The 13,812-nt window shown below is 55.9% G+C and carries 28 protein-coding genes; all 28 read left to right on the top strand.

Going from position 1 to position 13,812, the window contains the following annotated elements; genetic code table 11:
* The first annotated feature begins 27 nt into the window (after positions 1 to 27).
* Positions 28 to 336, top strand: coding sequence for a 30S ribosomal protein S10 (gene rpsJ / locus ACHHRT_RS06585; protein WP_395498956.1), 309 nt, complete (start codon positions 28 to 30; stop codon positions 334 to 336).
* 36 nt (positions 337 to 372) lie between these two features.
* On the top strand, positions 373 to 1,005 hold the full coding sequence (gene rplC / locus ACHHRT_RS06580; protein WP_395498954.1) for a 50S ribosomal protein L3: 633 nt from the start codon (positions 373 to 375) through the stop codon (positions 1,003 to 1,005).
* Positions 1,006 to 1,056: 51 nt separating this feature from the next.
* Positions 1,057 to 1,680, top strand: a complete 624-nt coding sequence (rplD, locus tag ACHHRT_RS06575; protein ID WP_395498952.1) for a 50S ribosomal protein L4 — start codon at positions 1,057 to 1,059, stop codon at positions 1,678 to 1,680.
* Positions 1,677 to 1,967 carry a 50S ribosomal protein L23 gene (gene rplW / locus ACHHRT_RS06570; RefSeq protein ID WP_395498951.1) on the top strand — a complete coding sequence of 97 codons (291 nt, stop codon included), beginning with the start codon at positions 1,677 to 1,679 and terminating at the stop codon, positions 1,965 to 1,967. Before rplD ends, rplW begins: the two co-directional genes overlap by 4 nt.
* Positions 1,968 to 2,009: 42 nt before the next feature.
* Positions 2,010 to 2,831: a 50S ribosomal protein L2 gene (gene rplB, locus ACHHRT_RS06565; protein ID WP_395498949.1), complete on the top strand. Its 822-nt coding sequence runs from the start codon at positions 2,010 to 2,012 to the stop codon at positions 2,829 to 2,831.
* 17 nt (positions 2,832 to 2,848) lie between these two features.
* On the top strand, positions 2,849 to 3,121 hold the full coding sequence (gene rpsS / locus ACHHRT_RS06560) for a 30S ribosomal protein S19 (RefSeq protein ID WP_395498947.1): 273 nt from the start codon (positions 2,849 to 2,851) through the stop codon (positions 3,119 to 3,121).
* Between the two features lie 35 nt (positions 3,122 to 3,156).
* Positions 3,157 to 3,489: a 50S ribosomal protein L22 gene (gene rplV / locus ACHHRT_RS06555; protein ID WP_395498945.1), complete on the top strand. Its 333-nt coding sequence runs from the start codon at positions 3,157 to 3,159 to the stop codon at positions 3,487 to 3,489.
* A gap of 79 nt (positions 3,490 to 3,568) precedes the next feature.
* Entirely contained in the window at positions 3,569 to 4,228 is a 660-nt protein-coding gene (rpsC, locus tag ACHHRT_RS06550; RefSeq protein WP_395498943.1) for a 30S ribosomal protein S3, read from the top strand.
* A 68-nt stretch (positions 4,229 to 4,296) separates the two neighbouring features.
* A complete protein-coding gene (gene rplP, locus ACHHRT_RS06545; protein WP_395498941.1) occupies positions 4,297 to 4,713 on the top strand; it encodes a 50S ribosomal protein L16 in 417 nt (138 codons plus the stop codon).
* Positions 4,710 to 4,901, top strand: a complete 192-nt coding sequence (gene rpmC / locus ACHHRT_RS06540) for a 50S ribosomal protein L29 (RefSeq protein ID WP_395498939.1) — start codon at positions 4,710 to 4,712, stop codon at positions 4,899 to 4,901. Before rplP ends, rpmC begins: the two co-directional genes overlap by 4 nt.
* A 91-nt stretch (positions 4,902 to 4,992) precedes the next feature.
* Entirely contained in the window at positions 4,993 to 5,253 is a 261-nt protein-coding gene (gene rpsQ / locus ACHHRT_RS06535) for a 30S ribosomal protein S17 (RefSeq protein ID WP_395498937.1), read from the top strand.
* Between the two features lie 88 nt (positions 5,254 to 5,341).
* Positions 5,342 to 5,710: a 50S ribosomal protein L14 gene (rplN, locus tag ACHHRT_RS06530; protein WP_395498935.1), complete on the top strand. Its 369-nt coding sequence runs from the start codon at positions 5,342 to 5,344 to the stop codon at positions 5,708 to 5,710.
* A 74-nt stretch (positions 5,711 to 5,784) separates the two neighbouring features.
* The gene (rplX, locus tag ACHHRT_RS06525) at positions 5,785 to 6,120 is read left to right on the top strand and encodes a 50S ribosomal protein L24 (protein WP_395498933.1); all 336 of its coding nucleotides are present in this window, start codon (positions 5,785 to 5,787) and stop codon (positions 6,118 to 6,120) included.
* Positions 6,121 to 6,175: 55 nt separating this feature from the next.
* Complete coding sequence (gene rplE, locus ACHHRT_RS06520) at positions 6,176 to 6,715, top strand: 50S ribosomal protein L5 (RefSeq protein WP_395498931.1); 540 nt, start codon at positions 6,176 to 6,178, stop codon at positions 6,713 to 6,715.
* Positions 6,716 to 6,748: 33 nt separating this feature from the next.
* Positions 6,749 to 6,934 carry a type Z 30S ribosomal protein S14 gene (locus ACHHRT_RS06515; RefSeq protein WP_395498930.1) on the top strand — a complete coding sequence of 62 codons (186 nt, stop codon included), beginning with the start codon at positions 6,749 to 6,751 and terminating at the stop codon, positions 6,932 to 6,934.
* A 101-nt stretch (positions 6,935 to 7,035) separates the two neighbouring features.
* Complete coding sequence (gene rpsH / locus ACHHRT_RS06510) at positions 7,036 to 7,434, top strand: 30S ribosomal protein S8 (protein WP_395498928.1); 399 nt, start codon at positions 7,036 to 7,038, stop codon at positions 7,432 to 7,434.
* Between the two features lie 67 nt (positions 7,435 to 7,501).
* On the top strand, positions 7,502 to 8,038 hold the full coding sequence (gene rplF, locus ACHHRT_RS06505) for a 50S ribosomal protein L6 (RefSeq protein WP_395498926.1): 537 nt from the start codon (positions 7,502 to 7,504) through the stop codon (positions 8,036 to 8,038).
* Positions 8,039 to 8,106: 68 nt separating this feature from the next.
* Complete coding sequence (rplR, locus tag ACHHRT_RS06500) at positions 8,107 to 8,475, top strand: 50S ribosomal protein L18 (RefSeq protein WP_395498924.1); 369 nt, start codon at positions 8,107 to 8,109, stop codon at positions 8,473 to 8,475.
* Positions 8,476 to 8,509: 34 nt separating this feature from the next.
* The gene (gene rpsE / locus ACHHRT_RS06495) at positions 8,510 to 9,016 is read left to right on the top strand and encodes a 30S ribosomal protein S5 (RefSeq protein WP_395498922.1); all 507 of its coding nucleotides are present in this window, start codon (positions 8,510 to 8,512) and stop codon (positions 9,014 to 9,016) included.
* Positions 9,017 to 9,039: 23 nt separating this feature from the next.
* Positions 9,040 to 9,231 (top strand): 50S ribosomal protein L30, encoded by a 192-nt coding sequence (gene rpmD / locus ACHHRT_RS06490; RefSeq protein WP_395498920.1) that lies wholly within the window; start codon positions 9,040 to 9,042, stop codon positions 9,229 to 9,231.
* Entirely contained in the window at positions 9,225 to 9,677 is a 453-nt protein-coding gene (gene rplO, locus ACHHRT_RS06485; protein ID WP_395498919.1) for a 50S ribosomal protein L15, read from the top strand. The genes rpmD and rplO overlap by 7 nt, the downstream gene beginning before the upstream one ends.
* A gap of 3 nt (positions 9,678 to 9,680) precedes the next feature.
* Positions 9,681 to 10,985, top strand: coding sequence for a preprotein translocase subunit SecY (secY, locus tag ACHHRT_RS06480; protein ID WP_395498917.1), 1,305 nt, complete (start codon positions 9,681 to 9,683; stop codon positions 10,983 to 10,985).
* A 12-nt stretch (positions 10,986 to 10,997) separates the two neighbouring features.
* Positions 10,998 to 11,777: a type I methionyl aminopeptidase gene (gene map, locus ACHHRT_RS06475; RefSeq protein WP_395498915.1), complete on the top strand. Its 780-nt coding sequence runs from the start codon at positions 10,998 to 11,000 to the stop codon at positions 11,775 to 11,777.
* 120 nt (positions 11,778 to 11,897) lie between these two features.
* Positions 11,898 to 12,125 carry a translation initiation factor IF-1 gene (gene infA, locus ACHHRT_RS06470; protein ID WP_395492424.1) on the top strand — a complete coding sequence of 76 codons (228 nt, stop codon included), beginning with the start codon at positions 11,898 to 11,900 and terminating at the stop codon, positions 12,123 to 12,125.
* Positions 12,126 to 12,152: 27 nt separating this feature from the next.
* The gene (gene rpmJ / locus ACHHRT_RS06465) at positions 12,153 to 12,266 is read left to right on the top strand and encodes a 50S ribosomal protein L36 (RefSeq protein ID WP_395498913.1); all 114 of its coding nucleotides are present in this window, start codon (positions 12,153 to 12,155) and stop codon (positions 12,264 to 12,266) included.
* 57 nt (positions 12,267 to 12,323) lie between these two features.
* On the top strand, positions 12,324 to 12,692 hold the full coding sequence (gene rpsM / locus ACHHRT_RS06460; protein WP_395498911.1) for a 30S ribosomal protein S13: 369 nt from the start codon (positions 12,324 to 12,326) through the stop codon (positions 12,690 to 12,692).
* A 23-nt stretch (positions 12,693 to 12,715) separates the two neighbouring features.
* Positions 12,716 to 13,108, top strand: a complete 393-nt coding sequence (rpsK, locus tag ACHHRT_RS06455; RefSeq protein WP_395498909.1) for a 30S ribosomal protein S11 — start codon at positions 12,716 to 12,718, stop codon at positions 13,106 to 13,108.
* Positions 13,109 to 13,152: 44 nt separating this feature from the next.
* Positions 13,153 to 13,782: a 30S ribosomal protein S4 gene (rpsD, locus tag ACHHRT_RS06450; protein WP_395498907.1), complete on the top strand. Its 630-nt coding sequence runs from the start codon at positions 13,153 to 13,155 to the stop codon at positions 13,780 to 13,782.
* Positions 13,783 to 13,812 lie beyond the last annotated feature (30 nt).

Genomic DNA, 13,812 nt, shown 5'->3' with positions numbered 1-13,812 from the left:
TTATAGAGATTGGGAATAAATAACATGATCAATACACAAAAGATTCGGATCCGTCTTAAAGGATACGACCACAAGCTGATCGACCAATCCACCAGTGAGATTGTGGAGACCGCCAAGCGGACGGGGGCGGCGGTGGCCGGCCCCATTCCCCTGCCGACCACGATCAACAAGTTCTGTGTTCTGCGGGGGCCCCATGTGGACAAAAAGTCCCGTGAGCAGTTTGAGATGCGGACCCATAAGCGGCTTCTGGATATTCTGGAGCCGACCCAGCAGACCATTGACGCCCTGATGAAGCTGGAGCTTTCCGCGGGTGTGGATGTCGAGATCAAGCTTTAAGAAGCCTCAACGCTTATTTACCGGACAGGTGTAACAATGTCTAAGAACATGGGTTTGCTGGGCAGAAAAATGGGAATGACCCGGATTTTTACCGAGACCGGGGTCGCGGTTCCAGTAACGGTGATCGAAGCCGGTCCCTGCGTGGTATTGCAGAAAAAAACCAACGCCAAGGAAGGTTACAGCGCCATTCAGGTTGGTTTTGGTTCCCGCAAGGAATCCCGGCTTAACAAGGCCGAGGCCGGCCACTGCAAGGCGGCTGGCAAGGGTGGCTTCTACCACGTCAAGGAGTTTCGGGTGGCTGATCTCGAGGCCTATGAGGTGGGTCAGGAGATCAATATCACCGATCTGCTCAGTATTGGCGATCTGGTTGATGTCCGGGCCCGTAGCAAGGGTCGCGGTTTTCAGGGCGTGGTTCGGCGCTATGGTTTTAAGGGCGGTCGGGCCACCCACGGCTCCAATTTCCATCGGGCCCCCGGCTCCATCGGCTGCAGTGCCTGGCCCAGTCGGGTTATCAAGGGCAAAAAGATGCCCGGCCAGATGGGGGACAAGTTTATCACTAAGAAGAACTGCACCGTCATCGATATCCGGCCCGAGCAAAATGTGATTGTGCTCAAGGGCGGAGTTCCCGGCGCCAAGCAGGGAGTGGTTCAGATCTATAAGAACGCGTAAGGTCGGAGCGACTGCGCCGACACCAAGGTTAATGCCCAGGGGGTACCGATAATGGCGGTAACGGAAATATACAATATTAAAAAGGAAAAGGTTGGGGAGCTTGAACTGAACGACGAGCTCTTCAAGGTTGACGTCAACCCCCACCTGCTCCACGACATCGTGCGGATGCAGCGCGCCAATCGGCGGGCCGGTACCGCTTGCACCAAAACCCGTTCCGATGTCAGCGGCAGCGGCAAGAAGCCCTGGAAGCAGAAGGGCACCGGCCGGGCTCGGGCCGGCAGCCGTAAGTCTCCCGTCTGGCGGGGGGGCGGCACCGTCTTCGGACCCCAGCCCCGGAGCTACTCTTACCGGATGCCGCGCAAGGCCCGTAAGCTTGGGTTGCGGATGGCTTTGAGCTCACGCTTCGGCGACCAGCTGCTGGTGGTGCTGGACGATTTTCAGCTTGATGAGATCAAGACCAAGAAGTTCATCGAAGTGATGGACAATTTCGAGATCAAGAACGCCCTGATCATCGCTCCCGAGCGGATTGAGACCCTGGAGCGCTCCTCCCGCAACGTCCCCGGATTCAAGGTGATGCCGCCGGAAGGGCTCAATGTCTATGATATTTTGCTGCATAAGCACATTGTTCTGTTGCAGCCCTGTATCGGTCAGCTGGAAGAGAGGTTGCTGTCATGAAAAATATCTTTGAGGTGGTCAAGCGTCCCCGGCTGACGGAAAAAAGCATGGGATTGCAGGAAGCCCACAATCAGATCGTGCTGCAGGTTGATCGCCGGGCCAACAAGGACGAGATCAAAAAGGCGGTTGAGAGTCTCTTCAGTGTGAAGGTGGAGAAGGTAAGAACTGCCAGTATGCCCGGCCGGCGCAAGCGAATGGGTAAATATGTGGGCACCACCAGCGACAGGAAGAAGGCCTTTGTGACCTTGAGCAGCGAGAGCAAGCTCGACTTCCTGGAAGAGTTGTAAGGTCAAAAAAGGCTTTATTGAAACAACAAATCGGAGTTTCACATGGCACTGAAGACATATAAACCGACATCACCGGGACGGCGGACCCTGGTCACCGTGGTCAGGGATGAGCTTAGCAGCGACCGTCCGGTCAAGGGGCTGGTTAAAACCCTGAATAAAAATGGTGGCCGCAACAATTATGGACGGATTACCTCCCGCCACCAGGGTGGCGGCCATAAGCGCAAATACCGGATGATCGATTTCAAGCGTGACAAGGTTGGGATTCCGGCCAAAGTTGCCGGCATTGAGTATGATCCCAACCGGACCGCCAATATCGCCCTGCTCCACTATGTGGACGGTGAGAAGCGTTACATCCTCTCTCCCAACGGGGTTAAGGTCGGCGATTTGATCGAAGCCGGCGACAATGTGGATATTAAACCCGGTAACTGTCTGCCCATGGGCAACATGCCCCTGGGCAGCACCATTCACAATATTGAGATGAAAATCGGCAAGGGCGGCCAGTTGGTGCGCAGCGCCGGCGGCTCGGCCCAGTTGATGGCCAAAGAGGGCGACCATGTCCTGGTCAAGTTGCCTTCGGGTGAGGTCCGCCGCTTTCATCGGGCCTGTCGGGCCAGCATCGGCCAGGTTGGCAATATCGAGCATGAAAGCCGCAAGCTGGGCAAGGCCGGTCGTAATCGCTGGCTGGGTCGGCGGCCCAAGGTTCGTGGCGTGGCGATGAACCCCGTTGATCATCCCATGGGTGGTGGTGAGGGCAAGAGCTCCGGTGGTCGTCATCCCACTACACCGTGGGGCATGCCGACCAAGGGTTACAAGACCCGGGGCCGTAAGAGCAGTGACAAGGATATTGTCAAGAAGAGATCCTAAGATAAGGGGGAGCTGAAGTGGCACGCTCGATTAAGAAAGGACCGTTTGTCGATGACCATCTTTTGCGGAAGGTGGAGAAGGCCAGGGATGAGGGATCGCGCAAGGTTATTCAAACCTGGTCCCGCCGTTCCGACATTATCCCGGAGATGATCGGGTTAACCTTTGCCGTCCATAACGGGAAAAAATTCATTCCGGTGTTTGTAACCGAAAACATGGTCGGCCATAAGCTCGGCGAGTTTTCCCCGACCAGGACCTATTACGGTCACACGGCGGACAAGAAAAAGAGATAAACTTGCCCCAGGCAAGATAAGAGGAGTGAATGGCGATGGAAGCTAAAGCGCTGGCCCGGAACATCCGGATTTCTCCCCAAAAGGCCCGGCTGGTTGCCGATATGGTGAGAGGCAAACAGGTAGAGACCGCGTTGAATACCTTGAGATTCCTGCCCAAGAAGGGGGCCCGTATTCTCCGTAAGGTGATCGAGGCGGCGGTGGCCAATGCCAGTCAGAACGAGGCCATTGATGTTGATAACCTTTACGTCAAGACCGTTTATATCGATGGTGGTCCCTCGCTGAAGCGGATCCGGCCCATGCCCATGGGCCGGGCCGGCCGGATTATCAAGCGGAGCAGCCACATCACGGTAGTGCTCGACGAGCAGTAAACGATCATCAAAAGTATAAGCTGCGGCGGGTTTATTGTAACGGCGTTCAATATCGCCACCTTGTCAACGGAGGAAAATTTTGGGCCAGAAAGTCAATCCAATCGGTTTACGGCTGAATATCGTGCGTACCTGGGACTCCATTTGGTATGCCGACCGGGATTATGCCAGGAATTTTCTTGAGGACCAGAGCCTCAGGAAGTATCTCAAAAAGCGTTTGTATCATGCCGGCATCTCCCGGATTCAGATCTCCAGGACCGGCGAGAAGATTCGGATCAAGCTGCACACTTCACGCCCCGGCGTGGTGATCGGCAAGAAGGGAGCCGAGATCGATGTTCTCAAGGGCGACCTTGAGCGCCGCACCGGTCGTGAGTGCGCCCTTGATATCCAGGAGGTTCGCCGCCCCGAGGCCGACGCCCAATTGATCGCCGAAAATGTTGCCCAGCAGATGGAGCGTCGAGTGGCTTTTCGGCGGGCGATGAAGAAGGCGGTAAATATGGCCTTGAAGTTTGGCGCCAAAGGGATTAGGATTGCCTGTTCCGGTCGTCTGGGTGGCGCCGAGATGTCCCGCCGCGAATGGTATCGGGAGGGGCGGGTCCCCCTGCACACCCTCCGGGCCGACATTGATTACGGTTTGGCCGAAGCCAAGACCACCTACGGAATTATCGGGGTCAAGGTATGGATTTTCAAGGGTGAAGTCCTGGCCGATGATGACCAGCGTCAGCTCGAGGAGCAGGCATAGCCTCGGAACGGAGACCGGTCACGGTTTTTGCCGGATTATTCAACAGCACAACAGCTTAGGATAAAGAGATGCTCAGTCCCAAAAAGGTTAAACATAGAAAGGTGTTCAAGGGCCGGATGACCGGTGCCGCCCACCGAGGTTCTTCCATTGCCTATGGCGAGTATGCCTTGAAGGCGGTGGGCTGTGGCCGGATGACCTCTCAGCAGATCGAGGCCGCCCGTATTGCCATCAACCGTAAAGTCAAGCGCGGTGGCAAGATGTGGATCCGGATCTTTCCCGACAAGCCCTTCACCAGGAAGCCAGCCGAAACCCGGATGGGTAAAGGTAAGGGCAGCCCGGAAGGCTGGGTGGCCATCATCAAACCCGGTCGGATTCTCTACGAACTGGCCGGCGTTGACGGTGAACTGGCCCGGGAGGCCCTGCGGCTGGCGGCCAACAAGCTGCCCTTTCCCACCAAGATTATCGATATGGATAGCACGCTATGAAGATTAAAGATATTCGACTCATGAGCGCTGATGAGATGGGCGCCAAGGTGCGTGAGCTTTCGGAAGAACTCTGCCGGCTCAAGTTTCAGCATGGTATTCGCCCCCTGGAGAATACCGCCAAGATCCAGCAGACCCGCAAGGCGATCAGCCGGATTAAAACCGTGCTCCAGGAGACGGCGAGCCGCTGAGCCGCCGCCTCGAATTATAATTCGTCGGCACAAAGCCGATTGCCCATGGTCGGCAGCAGTGCCGGAAAAAATATCATTCGGGATTTGATAAATGAGCGCAGGACAAGGAACCAAGAAGACCCAGGTCGGTTTGGTGGTCAGCAACAAAATGGATAAGAGCATCGTAATCCAGACCACCCGCCTTACCCCCCATAAACTCTATGGCAAATTTATGCGTCGCCACGTTAAGTATCTGGCCGACGATCCGGAAAATGCCTGCAATGTCGGTGATCGGGTGCTGGTCGAAGAGTGTCGTCCCCTGAGCCGCAAAAAGCGGTGGCGGTTACGGGCCATTCTTGAGAAGGCGGTTTAGGGGCCCATTGCGCGAAGAAACTTGGGGTGTGCCGTGCCCGGGGCAGAGGGCTGGCATTTAACTGACTGCCGGATAAGCAGGTGAGATCATGATTCAGACACAAAGTGTATTAAACGTGGCCGACAACTCCGGAGCCAAGAAGGTGATGTGCATTCGGGTACTCGGCGGCACGGGCCGTCGTTATGCCAGTATCGGTGACGTGGTGGTGGTTTCCGTCAAGGAGGCTATCCCCAACGCCAAGGTTAAGAAGGGTGACGTGGTCAAGGCGGTGGTGGTTCGCACCAAGAAGGAGATTCGCCGGCTTGATGACACCGCCGTTCGTTTCGACGAGAACTCCGCTGTGCTGGTTAATAACGCCGGCGATCCCATCGGTACCCGTATTTTTGGGCCGGTGGCCAGAGAGTTGCGGCCCAAGGGGTTCATGAAGATTGTTTCCCTGGCCCCCGAGGTTCTCTAGAACGATTTTGACGGTTGGGACCTGCCAGGCTAGGCACTGGGCCCCGCCGCATTTCAAATTTGAGGCGAATGAAGATGCATAACGCGAAAACGCATTTAAAGGTAAATGACCGGGTGGAAGTGATCACCGGTCGGGATAAGGGGCGAGTCGGCAAAGTGATCAAGGTTGATCGCAGCCAGGGCCGGGCGGTGGTGGAAAAGATCAACATGATCAAGCGCCACACCAAGCCCAGCCAGCTTAATCAGCAGGGCGGAATCATCGAAAAGGAAGCCCCGGTGGCGATCTCCAACCTGAAGCTGATCTGTCCCAAATGCGCCCAGACCTCCAGGATTGGTCGCAAGATCCTCGAGGACGGCACCAAGGTCAGAATCTGCAAAAAGTGTAACGAGTCGGTTGAGGCCAAGGCATAACCGACCGATTTTGTCAGTTGATATAATTACCACTCCGCGCTGGAGGCGTTAGAGCATGGCTGGAATGAAACAGTATTACACCGATGAGTGTGTGCCGCAACTGATGCAGGAGTTCGGCTACGGCAACATCATGGAAGTGCCCAAACTGGAGAAGATTACCCTCAATATGGGTTTGGGTGAAGCGGTGCAGAACCCCAAGATCGTTGAAAGCGCCAGCCAGGAGCTGACCATGATCGCCGGGCAGAAGGCGGTGGTCACCAAGGCCAAGAAGTCGATCGCTACCTTCAAGCTGCGGGAGGGGATGCCGATTGGTTGCCGGGTTACCCTGCGCGGGGATCGGATGTATGACTTCCTGGCCAAGTTGGTCCATGTGGCGATGCCTCGGGTGCGCGACTTTCGCGGCGTTTCCTTCAAGGCCTTCGACGGCCGGGGCAATTACTCGGTGGGAATTAAGGAACACATTATTTTCCCCGAAATTGACTATGACAAGATCGACAAGATCAAGGGCTTGAACATCGCCATTACGACTACGGCCAAGACCGACAAAGAAGGCCGTTTTCTCCTCAGGGCGCTGGGCATGCCGTTCAGAAAGTAATAGCTAAAGCAACGCAAGGTCGGGAGGCTTCAGTTGGCAAAGAAATCGATGATCGCTAAGTGTAATCGGAAACCTAAGTTCAAGGTTCGGGATTATAATCGTTGCGGCCTGTGTGGCCGTCCCCGGGCTTTCTACCGGAAGTTTGGGGTGTGCCGAATCTGTCTGCGCTCCCTGGCTTCCAAGGGCGAGATTGCCGGGGTAACCAAGTCAAGTTGGTAACGCCGGGGGATATCCCTACGGGTTGACAACGAAAAATGCGCCGGGCGCAAACCGCATCTCCGGCTTTTTTTATTACTAACAGGTAACGGGAGTCTGTAGCAATGGCGATGAGTGATCCGCTGGCCGACATGCTGACCAGGATACGCAATGCCGGGATGGTCGGCCACGAGAGTGTCGATGTGCCGATGTCCAAGGTTAAATACGGTCTGGCCTCGATTCTTAAACAGGAAGGTTTCATCGGCGATTACCAGATCATCGAAGACAACAAGCAGGGGGTGATCAAAATCCAGCTGCGTTACGATGAACGCAACCAGCAGGTCATCACCGGTATTCGCCGCCGCAGCAAACCGGGCCGTCGACTTTACGTCAAGCATGATCAGATTCCCAAGGTTATGAGTGGGTTGGGGGTGGCGATTATTTCCACCTCCAAGGGGATCATGAGTGACAGGCAGGCCCGGGAGCAGCAGGTTGGTGGTGAGCTGCTTTGCGAGGTTTGGTAGTCCTGCTATCCAGGAACAGCGATGACAGTTACCCCGACCGGTACCTGTTTGATTAAGGAGTGATACAATGTCCAGAATAGGCAATCAGCCGATTGATGTTCCCGGCGCAGTCAAGGTAGATATCAAGGGATCCCAGGTCAGTGTGACCGGTCCCAAGGGCAAGCTTAACCGTGAAATTCGGCCGGAGATCGCCCTGGAGCAGACCGATGGCCGGATTCAGGTCAAGGCCCGCGATAACTCCCAGCGGACCAGGGCATTCACCGGCTTGACCCGTACCCTGATCAACAACATGGTGATCGGGGTGGAGAAGGGTTTTCAGAAGAAACTGCTGGTGGAGGGGGTTGGCTATCGGGTTGAGGCCAAGGGTAACACCCTCAACCTCAGTGTGGGCTACTCCAACGTGGTTTCCTTTGCTCTGCCCGACGGCGTTTCCGCCGCGGTGGAGAAGAACGCCGTAACTCTGGAGTCCATCGACAAAGAGCTGCTTGGTCAAACCGCGGCCCGGATCCGTGAGGTGCGTAAGCCCGAACCATACAAAGGGAAGGGGATCCGCTACGAGAATGAGTACATTGCAAGGAAGGCCGGCAAAACTAAGTCCAAGTAATTGATGGTGATTAAACAATTACGGTATTGGCCGGATATGGTTTCAACCTTGGTGGTATAGGCGAAGAAATGGCAAAGATGAATGGCAGGGCGATGGCCCGTGACAAGCGCATTAAGCGGATCAGAAAAAAAATCACCGGTACGGCCGAACGTCCGCGTCTGCGGGTTTTCAAAAGCGCCCGCCATATTTACGGGCAGCTTATTGATGACACGGCCGGGCATACCATTGCGGCGCTCTCCACGGCCAGCAAGGATTTTGCCCCCTCCACCGAAGCCAAGGGTAAAACCGCCCTGGCCAAGGAGGTCGGACTCCGCTTGGCGGAACTGGCCAAGACCCGGGGCGTGGAGAAGGTGGTTTTCGACCGTGGTGGTTACATCTATCACGGCCGGGTCAAGGCCTTGTCCGATGGCGCCCGCGAAGGCGGCCTCGATTTCTAACAACATTTAAACTTATATTGCTTGGGGGTGTACCTTGGCGGAATACAAAAGCGGCAATAGCGACGATCAGCTGATCGAAAAAATTGTCTTCATCAACCGTACGGCCAAAGTGGTCAAGGGTGGTCGGCGGTTCAATTTCAGTGCCATCGTGGTGGTTGGTGACGGTCAGGGCCGGGTTGGTTACGGACTGGGCAAGGCCAATCAGGTCCCGGAAGCGATCCGCAAGGGCGTGGAAAGGGCTCGCAAGGATATGCAGCTGGTTTCGGTAAGCGATGTCAGTATCCCCCACGAGATCATGGGTAAGTTTGGCGCCGGTCAGGTCCTGCTGAAGCCCGCCGCCGCCGGTACCGGCGTTATTGCCGGCGGCCCGGTGCGGGCGGTGTTGGAAGCCGCCGGAATTCATAATATTCTGACCAAATGTATTGGTTCGCATAACCCCCACAACATGGTAAAGGCGACCCTGGACGGTCTGCGCCGTCTCCGCAGTCCTCGCCGGATCGCCGCCATGCGGGGCAAGAAAGTTGAAGAAATAACCAGTTAACTTGTTTTACGCCGAGGTATATCATGGCTACCACCGACCTTAAGCTGACCCTGCGCAAGAGCGCCATCGGCAGCACTGCTAAAATTCGTCAGACCCTGACCGGTCTCGGCCTGACCAGAACCAACAAGACCATCGTCCGCAAGGATACCCCGGAACTGCGGGGCATGGTCGCCAAGGTCCGTCACCTGGTGGACGTGGAGGAAATTCAATGTTGAATCTGAGTAATCTTTCACCGCATCCCGGTTCCCGCAAACAGAGGAAAAGACTGGGGCGTGGCCCCGGTTCCGGCCTGGGTAAAACTGCCGGTCGTGGCCATAAGGGTTTCAAGGCCCGCTCCGGCAGCGGTATCAAGCCCGGATTTGAGGGTGGCCAAATGCCTCTGCAGCGCCGTCTGCCCAAGCGTGGCTTCCGGAACCCCTTCCGCAAACAGTATGCGGTGGTTAACCTGCGTGACCTCAACGATTTTGAGGCCGGCAGCGTGGTTGACCGGGCCACCCTGCAGGCCGCCGGCTTGATCTCCGCCAAGGAGCAGCTGATTAAAGTGCTGGGTGATGGCGAATTGACCGTCGCCCTGACCGTGACCGTGGACAAGGTTAGCGAGTCGGCCCGCGGCAAGATTGAAGCGGCCGGTGGAACCGTTAGCGCTGAGGCCCAAGGGTAATTTATGCAGGCAGGGGTAGGCAGTGCCGCCAGGATTCCCGAGCTGCGCCGGAGGATTTTTTTCGTTCTGGCCATGCTGGCGGTTTACCGGGCTGGTGTCCAGGTGCCGACACCGGGGATCGACGGCGAGGCAATCTCCGCTTTTTTCGAGCAGGTGGGTGGTCTCTTCGACATGTTTAACATGTTCACCGGCGGGGCCTTGGAGAATTTTTCCATTTTTGCCCTGGGGATCATGCCCTACATCAGTGCCTCGATTATTTTTCAGTTGCTTACCGTGGTGGTCCCCTATCTTGAGGCCCTCAAGAAAGAGGGCGAATCGGGCCGCCAGAAGATAACCCAGTACACCCGCTACGCCACCATCGGACTGGCCTTGGTCCAGGGGATGTTTATCAGTATCGGCCTGGAGGGGATGAGTGCTCCCGGGGGTGTGCCGGTGGTGATCGATCCGGGCTGGGGCTTTCGTCTGATGACCATGCTCACCCTGACCTGCGGCACCGCCTTTCTGATGTGGCTGGGGGAGCAGATCACCGAACGTGGGATTGGCAATGGGATCTCCCTGATTATCTACGCCGGTATTGTCGCCAGTATGCCTTCAGCCCTGGTCAATACCTTCCGGATGGCCGGGACCGGCGAGCTGGCCCTGGTTTTCCTGCCCCTGCTGCTGATCATGGTTTTGGGGGTTACTGGCTTCATCGTGTTTGTCGAGACCGCTCAACGCCGGGTTCCGGTTCAGTACGCCAAACGGATGGTGGGGCGGCGGATGTATGGCGGCCAGCAGTCTCATCTGCCGCTTAAGGTGAATATGGCCGGGGTAATTCCCGCTATTTTTGCCTCTTCGATCATGATGTTTCCCGAAACGGTGGGCAACTTTATCCAGATCGATTGGGTGCAGCGAGCCAGCGCCATGATGGCCTGGGGCAGCTTGCCCCACACGATTGTTTTTGTGGCTTTTTTGGTTTTCTTCTGCTTCTTTTACGTGGCGGTTACCTTCAATCCGGTGGATGTATCGGAAAACCTTAAACGCAACGGCGGTTTTATTCCGGGGGTTCGTCCCGGTAAAAAGACCGCCGATTTTCTGGACAAGGTTATCACCCGGCTCACCGTGGTGGGTGCCATCTACATGAGCGCCATCTGCGTGTTGCCCACCGTGTTGATTAGTGAATTCAACGTGCCCTTCTATTTTGGCGGCACCGCCCTGTTGATCGTGGTGGCGGTTTCAATCGATACCATCGGCCAGATCGAGTCTCACACCATGATGCGTAACTATGATGGCTTTCTGAAACAGGGACGCTTCAAGGGCCGGAGGTAGCGGGTCGATTTCATGGGGGCCGGGTCAATAATCCTCAAATCGGCGGAAGAGCTGGAGATAATGCGGGAGGCCAACCAACTGGTGGCCGCCACCCTGACCATGCTCAGCGCCAGGATTCGTCCCGGAGTAAGTACCGCTCAACTCGACACCTGGGCGGAAGAGTTTGTTCGCGAGAGGGGAGGAATACCAGCCTTCAAGGGTTATCGGGGGTTTCCGGGTAGCCTGTGTGTATCTCTGAACGAGCAGGTGGTGCACGGGATTCCCTCCAAAAAGGTGGTGGTCCGCGAGGGGGATATCGTCAGTATCGACTTCGGGGTGAAGTGGCGGGAATTTTACGGAGATGCCGCCGTTACCCTGCCGGTGGGGAAAATTCCCGCCCAAACCGCGAAACTGTTGCAGGTGACCAGAGAGTCGCTGCAACAGGGTATTGCCCAGGTTCGAGTGGGAAATCGGATTAACGATATTGCCCAGGCGGTTCAGGAGCACGTGGAGCGCCGGGGTTTTTCAGTGGTTCGCCAGTTTGTGGGCCATGGGATCGGCAGGAGCCTTCACGAGGCTCCCGAGATTCCCAATTATGTGCGGAGCAGTGGTTCGGTACGGCTGGTGGCCGGCATGGTTTTGGCCATCGAACCCATGGTCAATATCGGAACCCATGAGGTTAAGGTTTTGGCGGATGGCTGGACGGTGATAACCAAGGATCGTTTACCCTCGGCCCACTTCGAGCATTCGGTGGCGGTTACGGAAAACGGTCCCCTGGTACTCAGCGGCGATGCTGATTTGATCCGGATCTGAAGTTTATTTAGCAATTTGCCGAAGCGGGCTTAAAAAGTTGTCGGCAAATTTTTTTTTTACGTTATAATAACGAATTTTCCATTTGCGGCACCAGATGCCGCCGGGTGAAGACAGCAGCTTATGGCGAAAGAAGAACCGATTACCGTAGAAGGAACCATCATCGAGCCGTTGCCCAACGCGATGTTTCGGGTTGAGTTGGATAATGGCCACCGGGTGCTGGCCCATATCTCCGGCAAGATGCGGATGCATTTTATTAAAATTCTGCCCGGTGATCGGGTCACAGTGGAGCTTTCTCCCTATGACCTTACCCGTGGCCGAGTGACATTCCGGTCCAAAAATAAACGTTAGGACTGGCCGCTAACACGAGGTGTCGAAATGAAAGTACAGGCTTCGGTAAAGAAAATTTGCAGTGATTGCCGCGTCTTTAAACGCAAAGGCGTGATTCGTGTTTCTTGTAAAAACAAGAAACACAAGCAGCGTCAGGGATAAATTTTTGTTATCGGCAATGCTGCCGATGATTGACAGACAGGCTGATGGAGGAGAACCTTGGCACGTTTAGCTGGTGTTGATATTCCCAAAAACAAGCATATGGAAGTGGCTCTGACCTATATTCACGGGATTGGCCGCTCTTCCGCCCGCAGGATTCTCGATCTGGCCAAGATGCCCCATGACCGGAACAGCGACGATGTGACCGAAAACGAGATCGCCGATATTCGTAAGGTTATTGAAGAGCAGTTTGTGGTCGAGGGTGACCGGCGCCGGGAAGTGGGCATGGATATTAAACGCTTGATGGACCTTGGTTGCTACCGGGGTTTGCGGCATCGCAAGGGGTTGCCCTGCCGCGGCCAGCGTACTCATACCAACGCCCGGACCCGCAAGGGCCCGCGTCGGGCGGCCGTTAAGTCCAAGAAATAAACAGGAACTATTCAGGAGAAGCAATGGCTAAGGCTAAGACCGTACGTCCTCGTAAAAAGGACAAGAAAAACGTTCCCGAGGGGATCTGTTTTATCAAATCCACCTTCAACAATACCATTGTTACCTTTGCCGACCTCCGGGGAAACGTTCTTTCCTGGTGCAGTTCCGGCTGTCTCGGCTTTAAGGGTTCGCGGAAGAGCACCCCCTTTGCCGCCCAGAACGCGGTGGAAACGGCGGTCAAGAAGGCCCAGGAACATGGTTTGCGCAAGGTCGAGGTGCGGGTAAACGGTCCGGGGCCGGGACGCGAGTCGGCCATTCGGGCGTTGCAGGTGGCTGGCCTGGAGGTTAACTTTATCCGGGATATGACCCCCTTGCCCCACAACGGTTGCAAGCCCCCCAAGCGCCGTCGCGTCTAATTGGGTACTATTAGTAAGACCATCAGCAGTCAAGGAGAATCCAAGTGGCCAGATATACAGGTGCGGTTTGCCGACAGTGTCGGCGGGAAAAGCTGAAGCTCTTTTTGAAGGGTGACCGCTGCTATTCCGATAAATGTTCTTTTGAGCGTCGTTCCTACGCTCCCGGCCAGCATGGCCAGGCCCGGATGCGGAAGGTTTCCGATTACGCGTTGCAGCTGCGTGAGAAGCAGAAGGTTCGCCGGATCTACGGCATGCTGGAGGGTCAATTTCACCGTTATTTCGTCGAGGCCGAGCGGATGCGGGGGGTTACCGGCGAGAATCTGCTGAGATTGCTGGAGTCCCGTTTCGATAACGTGGTTTATCGCCTGGGTTTTGCCGGCTCCCGTAATCAGGCCCGCCATCTGGTTCGTCACAACCATTTTCTGCTCAACGGGCGCAAGGCGAACATCCCCTCCCTGCAGGTTAAAGTGGGGGACGTGATTACCGTACGGGAGAAGTCCCGGGAGGTTGAGGTGATCAAGGAGAGTCTGGCGGCCATGGCTCGCCGGGGTGTTCCTTCTTGGCTGGAGTTGAATCAGGAGTCTTTTGCCGGTACCATCAAGACCGCTCCGGATCGTCAGGAACTGACCATGCCGATTCAGGAGCAGTTGATTGTCGAGCTTTACTCCAAGTAACCCGGTCACTGCCGCCGGGGCTCCGCCCCG

The sequence above is a fragment of the Desulfurivibrio modestus genome (genome assembly GCF_044068625.1).
In the GTDB taxonomy this organism is placed as follows: domain Bacteria; phylum Desulfobacterota; class Desulfobulbia; order Desulfobulbales; family Desulfurivibrionaceae; genus Desulfurivibrio.
This window is presented reverse-complemented; position numbering and strand designations above follow the sequence as displayed.

Coding starts and splice junctions, on each gene's coding strand:
- rplP (WP_395498941.1), top strand. CDS start 4,297: ATGCTCAGTCCCAAAAAGGTTAAACATAGAAAGGTGTTCAAGGGCCGG.
- rplO (WP_395498919.1), top strand. CDS start 9,225: ATGTTGAATCTGAGTAATCTTTCACCGCATCCCGGTTCCCGCAAACAG.
- map (WP_395498915.1), top strand. CDS start 10,998: ATGGGGGCCGGGTCAATAATCCTCAAATCGGCGGAAGAGCTGGAGATA.
- rplF (WP_395498926.1), top strand. CDS start 7,502: ATGTCCAGAATAGGCAATCAGCCGATTGATGTTCCCGGCGCAGTCAAG.
- secY (WP_395498917.1), top strand. CDS start 9,681: ATGCAGGCAGGGGTAGGCAGTGCCGCCAGGATTCCCGAGCTGCGCCGG.
- rpmC (WP_395498939.1), top strand. CDS start 4,710: ATGAAGATTAAAGATATTCGACTCATGAGCGCTGATGAGATGGGCGCC.
- rpmD (WP_395498920.1), top strand. CDS start 9,040: ATGGCTACCACCGACCTTAAGCTGACCCTGCGCAAGAGCGCCATCGGC.
- rplB (WP_395498949.1), top strand. CDS start 2,010: ATGGCACTGAAGACATATAAACCGACATCACCGGGACGGCGGACCCTG.
- rpsK (WP_395498909.1), top strand. CDS start 12,716: ATGGCTAAGGCTAAGACCGTACGTCCTCGTAAAAAGGACAAGAAAAAC.
- rplX (WP_395498933.1), top strand. CDS start 5,785: ATGCATAACGCGAAAACGCATTTAAAGGTAAATGACCGGGTGGAAGTG.
- rplW (WP_395498951.1), top strand. CDS start 1,677: ATGAAAAATATCTTTGAGGTGGTCAAGCGTCCCCGGCTGACGGAAAAA.
- rplD (WP_395498952.1), top strand. CDS start 1,057: ATGGCGGTAACGGAAATATACAATATTAAAAAGGAAAAGGTTGGGGAG.
- rplN (WP_395498935.1), top strand. CDS start 5,342: ATGATTCAGACACAAAGTGTATTAAACGTGGCCGACAACTCCGGAGCC.
- rpsQ (WP_395498937.1), top strand. CDS start 4,993: ATGAGCGCAGGACAAGGAACCAAGAAGACCCAGGTCGGTTTGGTGGTC.
- rpmJ (WP_395498913.1), top strand. CDS start 12,153: ATGAAAGTACAGGCTTCGGTAAAGAAAATTTGCAGTGATTGCCGCGTC.
- infA (WP_395492424.1), top strand. CDS start 11,898: ATGGCGAAAGAAGAACCGATTACCGTAGAAGGAACCATCATCGAGCCG.
- rplC (WP_395498954.1), top strand. CDS start 373: ATGTCTAAGAACATGGGTTTGCTGGGCAGAAAAATGGGAATGACCCGG.
- rpsH (WP_395498928.1), top strand. CDS start 7,036: ATGGCGATGAGTGATCCGCTGGCCGACATGCTGACCAGGATACGCAAT.
- rplR (WP_395498924.1), top strand. CDS start 8,107: ATGGCAAAGATGAATGGCAGGGCGATGGCCCGTGACAAGCGCATTAAG.
- rplE (WP_395498931.1), top strand. CDS start 6,176: ATGGCTGGAATGAAACAGTATTACACCGATGAGTGTGTGCCGCAACTG.
- rplV (WP_395498945.1), top strand. CDS start 3,157: ATGGAAGCTAAAGCGCTGGCCCGGAACATCCGGATTTCTCCCCAAAAG.